At 48.9% G+C, this 4,920-nt stretch carries 4 protein-coding genes; 2 read left to right on the forward strand and 2 right to left on the reverse strand.

What is annotated here, in order from left to right; all coding sequences use genetic code 11:
• The coding region (locus B5F78_RS17665) for a hypothetical protein (protein WP_204502744.1) at nt 1-193 on the forward strand (193 nt) is incomplete at its 5' end.
• Between the two features lie 27 nt (nt 194-220).
• Here B5F78_RS17665 and B5F78_RS15920 read toward each other — a convergent pair.
• Both B5F78_RS15920 and feoB read right to left on the reverse strand, forming a co-directional pair.
• Nucleotides 221-385: a FeoB-associated Cys-rich membrane protein gene (locus tag B5F78_RS15920; RefSeq protein WP_022039495.1), complete on the reverse strand. Its 165-nt coding sequence runs from the start codon at nt 383-385 to the stop codon at nt 221-223.
• Nucleotides 386-479: 94 nt separating this feature from the next.
• On the reverse strand, nt 480-2,960 hold the full coding sequence (gene feoB / locus B5F78_RS15925; protein ID WP_087407200.1) for a ferrous iron transport protein B: 2,481 nt from the start codon (nt 2,958-2,960) through the stop codon (nt 480-482).
• 211 nt (nt 2,961-3,171) lie between these two features.
• Between feoB and tilS the strand changes: the two genes are divergently transcribed.
• Entirely contained in the window at nt 3,172-4,470 is a 1,299-nt protein-coding gene (gene tilS, locus B5F78_RS15930; protein ID WP_087208762.1) for a tRNA lysidine(34) synthetase TilS, read from the forward strand.
• Nucleotides 4,471-4,920: the final 450 nt, after the last annotated feature.

Here is a 4,920-nt window from a genome sequence, read left to right on the forward strand (position 1 = left end):
TCCTGTTCTTCGTCAGATAGCCCGCTATCTTCCTCATCACAGAAGCGAAAATGCCTCAAAAACTCATCCCAAATCATCGCACGATAAATTCAAAACAGCTTCTAAAAAGAATAACTTTTTCATAACTTTGGCTTCTTTAATTGGTTTCATCTGTATGACGGAAGGAAGCTGGAAATTCCCTATGGGCGGATAGTGAATATTAGTTAATCGGGCAATGTTTTCAAGGTTTCTTGTGTTTCCCTTTCTGGCATCCGGCACATCCGCATCCGCACCCGCAATCGGTTTGTCCCGGTTTCTTCTTCTTGAAGAACTTCAGGAAGTGCCGCCCTGCGTAAATAACGCAGAGCAGCACGATGATATAAACAAGGATAGTTTGTGTGTCCATGAGTTTTATTTTTAGGAACTAGGCACTAGTTGACCAGGTACTAGGTCTTTAATAGCATGTATTTATCTAATTAAAACCGATGTCAACTAGTCAATTAAATAAATAATTTCCCTATCTGATGCACCGCAAACGCCACTATCCAGGCAAGTACGGTAGTATAGCAAGCCGCAAAAGCTGCCCACTTCCAGCTTCCCGACTCGTTCTTGATAGCCGCTATGGTGGCGATGCAGGGGAAGTATATCAGTACGAAGAGCATATAGCCGTATGCCACTAAGGGCGTGATGGGGATGCGTTCGGAGAGATTGACATTCTCGATGTCTTCTTCGTTGGTATAGAGTACGCCCAGCGTACTGACTACCAGCTCTTTGGCTCCTACGCCCGACAAGATGCCGATGCCCATCTTCCAGTCGAATCCTAACGGTTCGATAACGGGCTCGATGGCTTTGCCTATCTGGCCGATGTAGGAGTTCTCCTGCTGTTCGGCGGTAGTTTCATACCGGTCGTGGTTGGGATAATATCCGAGGAACCAGATGATGATGGACGCTATCATGATGATTCCTCCCATCTTCTTGAGGTATTGCGCGCCTTTTTCCCAGGTGTGGCGTGCCACCGATTTTGCCGTAGGCATACGGTAGGGTGGAAGTTCCATGACGAAAGGAGCATCTTCGCCTTTTACGATGAACTTGCTGAAGATGCGTGCCATGAGCACGGCGAGCAGGATGCCGGCTACGTAGAGCGAGAGCAATACCAGGCTGGCGTGGCTGGGGAAGAAGGCTCCTATCAATACCAGATAGATGGGCAGGCGGGCGCTGCACGACATCAGCGGGTTGATGAGCATGGTGACCAGGCGTGCCTTGCGGCTTTCGATGATGCGCGAAGCCATGATAGCCGGCACATTGCATCCGAAGCCCATGATGAGGGGGATGAACGACTTGCCGTGCAATCCCATTTTGTGCATGATTTTATCCATGATGAATGCCGCGCGTGCCATGTAACCCGTATCTTCCATGAACGAGATGAAGATGTAGAGCAGCAGGATGTTGGGCAAGAACACGATGACGCCTCCCACACCTCCGATGATGCCATCGATGACCAAATCCTTGAGTGGGCCTGCGGGCATGTAATGTTCGGCCAGTGAACCGATTTGTGCTACCAGCCATTCAATCCACTCCTGCGGGTAGGCACCAAGGATGAAGGTGCACTCGAACATGATGTACAGGAAGAGGAAGAAGATGGGGAAGCCCCATATCTTGTGGGTCACGATGCTGTCTACCACACGGGTGAATGCTTCGGTGTTCTGGTTCTTCTCCACGAAAGTTTCTTTCAGTGCGCCCGAGATAAAGCCGTATTTGGCATCGGTGATGGCTTGTTCGCTGTCTTCGTTCATCGCCCGGCGGATGCGTTCGGCTTCCCTGTCGCGTATCTGGATGACTTCTGCGCCGTTGGGAAGGGTAGAGATGACGTGCTGCTCGATATCCTTGTCGTTTTCCAGCAGCTTGATGGCGAGGAAGCGGGTGGAGTATTTGTAACGGATGTTCTCGTTCTTGCAGATTTCTTTCTTTACGGCATCGATACTGCGCTCCAGTTCCGGCCCGTGGTTGATGTGGATGTGGCGGATATAGCTTTTCGAGTCAAACTCTTGTACTTCTTCTTCCTTGCTTCCGAACTTGTGGTCGGGCGCGTACTGGTCGTGCCATTGGCGTAGTTCGCGCAGGGCTTCATTCTTGATCTCATCTTTTTGCCCCATGAAGTCGGCACCTTCGTATAGCCCGATGATGACGTGGAAAAGTGTGTCGATGCCTTTTCCTGTGCGGCTTACGGTGGGCACCATAGGTACGCCTAACAGTTGCCCCAGTGTTTTATGGTCGAGGGTATTTCCGCTATGCTCCAGTGCGTCGTACATGTTGAGTGCCACCACCATGCGCACATTCATGTCGATGAGTTGGGTGGTGAGATAGAGGTTGCGCTCCAAGTTGCCTGCATCCACTACGTTGATAATGACGTCGGGTGTCTCATCGATGATGTGCTTACGCACGTAAAGTTCTTCGGGACTGTATGCCGAGAGCGAATAGGTGCCCGGCAGGTCGACCAGCCGGAAGTGATAGCCTTGGAAATCGAAATGCCCTTCTTTGGCATCTACCGTTACTCCGCTATAGTTGCCTACATGTTCGTGCGCTCCCGAAGCGATGTTGAAAAGTGAAGTCTTGCCGCAGTTGGGGTTCCCCACCAGTGCCACGTTGATGGTGCGCCGTTTGCCCTGTGCTATTTCCTTCAGCTTTTCTTCGGATACGGGAATGTCTTCTTCGATGGGGTTGAGCAACCGGTCTTCGTGCATGGAGGCACGTGCTTCTTCTTCGCTCATCACTTCAATCATCTCTGCCTCTTGCCGGCGGAGTGAAATCTCGTATCCCATGATTTTGTATTTGATAGGGTCTTTCAGCGGCGCGTTCAGCAGTACTTCCACCGTCTTTCCCTTGATGAAGCCCATCTCGATGATGCGCCGGCGGAATCCTCCGTGCCCCATTACCTTGATGATGACTCCTTTTTCTCCAGTTTTAAGTTCTGATAGTCTCATAGTTGCCGTTTATTTTGCGGCAAAGATATAAGATAGATTTTTGCTATGCAAGTTATTTAGATTGTTTTTAAATAGAATGCAAAGAAGTTGCATCGGTTTTCGCTTCAGAATGTATGTATATGGGGTGTTGGGAGCACTTATCTGCAAGAGGTTTTGCACATAGGTGCATGAGGCATTGCATATAGTCAGGTATTTTTCTTATCTTTGCTTTATGTTTAAAAGGAAGATATTGCGATTTGTCCGCGAGAAAGATTTGTTTGCCGGAGGTGATACGGTTGTGGTGGCACTGAGTGGGGGAGCCGACTCGGTAGCTTTGTTGCGTGTGCTGGTGGAATCGGGTGTACGATGTGTGGCAGCCCATTGTAATTTCCATTTGCGCGGGACGGAATCGGACCGGGATGAGGCTTTTGTGCGGACTTTGTGTGCAAGGCTGGAAGTGCCTTTGCATGTGGCTGATTTTGATACGAAGGCATATGCCGCTGCGCATCATGTCTCGGTAGAGATGGCAGCACGCGAGCTTCGTTATGCTTGGTTCGAACAAATCCGTATGCAAGAGCAAGCGCAGGCAATCGCTGTGGCTCATCATCGTGACGATAGCGTAGAGACTTTCTTGTTGAATCTGGTTCGGGGAACAGGCATACAGGGATTGAAAGGCATTGCGGCAAAGAACGGTAAGGTGGTGCGTCCGCTTCTGGAGGTGAGCCGTGAGGAGATTTTGTGCTATCTGAAGCAGTTGGGGCAGGACTATGTGACCGACAGTACTAATGCAAAGGATGTGTTTATGCGTAATAAAATACGGCTCGATGTGCTTCCGCTATTGAAAGAAATCAATCCGTCGGTAAGCGAGACCATCGCCGGGACCGCGCGTAGGCTTGCTGATGTAGAGGCGGTTTATCGTTCGTCAATGGAAGAGTCTTGCAAGCGGGTAAAGGATGATGAAGGGCGCATTCATATCAGTTCTGTGCTGCGGGAAGTGTCTCCGCAGGCGGTTTTGTTCGAATTGTTGCATCCGCTGGGATTCAATTCGGCGCAACTGAATGATATTTACCGTAGCTTGGATGGAGAATCGGGCAGGTTGTTTTATTCGGCGGATTATGTGGTTCTGCGCGACCGTGATTGCCTGCTGGTCAGAAAACGGGAAGAAACGGAAGAAGTGGTATGGACTTTGCAGCAGGAAACGGTTGAGGTGAATGCAGGCTTCCAAGTGCCGAAAGATGTGCATGTGGCTTGTTTGGATGCTTCGAAGGTAAAGGCTCCGCTGGTATTGCGTAAATGGCAGGCGGGCGATAAGTTCGTTCCCTTTGGTATGCGTGGATTCAAGAAGGTGCGCGACTATTTGCGCGACCGCAAGTACTCTTTGTTCGATAAAGAAAACCAATATGTGGTGTGTGCCGGTGATGATATCGTATGGCTGGTAAACGAACGTACCGATAATCGTTTCCGGGTAACGGGACAGACCCGTCGGGTATTGATGTTGCGGGTAAAAAAAGATACTCCAGCCATTCTCTAATGGTTGGAGCAGTCTTTATAGGGCGTTTTTAAAGGTCGTTTCCCTGTCGCTCCAGGGTAAGAAAAATATTATGGGCATTTATAATCAAATTCCCCAAGCCATATAATTGAAGTATCTGATTGGGTTGCGTTATTAATCCAGATAGCTTCCTTTTATAGTTTCCATCTCAAAACCGTACGTTCTTGATATGGAAACCGTATGTTTTCGATATGGAAACCGTACGGTTTCCATATGGAGAACGTAAAAGGAAGACAGCTTGAAACAGATACTGAACCTTTCAATCATGCATTGATTCATATCCGCTAAACAAATTTATCAGAAAAATTAAGAAGCTGTTTTGGATTTATCGTGCGATGATTTGGGATGAGTTTTTGAGGCATTTTCGCTTCTGTGATGAGGAAGATAGCGGGCTATCTGACGAAGAACAGGAGCGAAAAGGACCAAAAAATC

It is taken from the genome of Bacteroides sp. An279 (assembly GCF_002159615.1).
Classification (GTDB): domain Bacteria; phylum Bacteroidota; class Bacteroidia; order Bacteroidales; family Bacteroidaceae; genus Phocaeicola; species Phocaeicola intestinalis.

Bases quoted from the DNA above. Each gene is read 5' to 3' on its own strand.
- B5F78_RS15920 (WP_022039495.1), bottom strand. From the start codon at position 385: ATGGACACACAAACTATCCTTGTTTATATCATCGTGCTGCTCTGCGTT.
- tilS (WP_087208762.1), top strand. From the start codon at position 3,172: ATGTTTAAAAGGAAGATATTGCGATTTGTCCGCGAGAAAGATTTGTTT.
- feoB (WP_087407200.1), bottom strand. From the start codon at position 2,960: ATGAGACTATCAGAACTTAAAACTGGAGAAAAAGGAGTCATCATCAAG.